Genomic DNA, 588 nt, shown 5'->3' with positions numbered 1-588 from the left:
GCGGTCAACGACGGCAAGGAGATGACCATCGCCGTGAACGCCGAGTTCTACGCGCGGCCGGACGGCTTCAAGCCCATGATGCGCGCCTACGGCTTCCGCGTGCCGCGCGGCGACATCAAGCGCATGAACTCCGGGCTGACCTACTCCGCGCTCAAGGAGGGCGAGGTCGACGTCGCCCTGGTATTCGCCACCGACGGGCGTATCCCGGCGTTCAACTTCCGCGTGCTCGACGATGACCGCAACTACTTCCCCTCCTATGCGCTCACTCCGGTGGTGCGCAAGGACACCCTGGAGGCGAACCCGAAGCTGCGTGAACAGATGAACGCCCTGTCCGCACTGCTCGACGACGACACCATGGCGGCCCTGAACGCCCGCGTGGACGTCGACAAGGAGAGCATCGAGCGGGTCGCGGAGGACTTTCTCAAGAAGCACGACCTCATGTGAGGTCCGCAACCGCAGCGGCGGACCGCCGGTCCGCCGCCCTCACCCGCCGCGAAGACCGACCCACAATCGTGCCACCACGCCGGAGCACCATGACCGCACAGACCTCTCTCCTTGCCGGCGCGGCCCAGATCAACTGCGCCCTCG

General features: G+C 66.8%; 1 protein-coding gene. It reads left to right on the top strand.

Annotated elements, in window-relative coordinates; translation table 11 throughout:
* A partial coding sequence (locus G7A99_RS23900) for a glycine betaine ABC transporter substrate-binding protein (protein WP_305792368.1) occupies positions 1 to 444 on the top strand: 444 nt, incomplete at its 5' end.
* Positions 445 to 588: the final 144 nt, after the last annotated feature.

It is taken from the genome of Arhodomonas sp. KWT (assembly GCF_010993615.1).
Note: the sequence above shows the minus strand (reverse complement) of the source record. Positions and strands in the feature narration are given on the sequence as shown.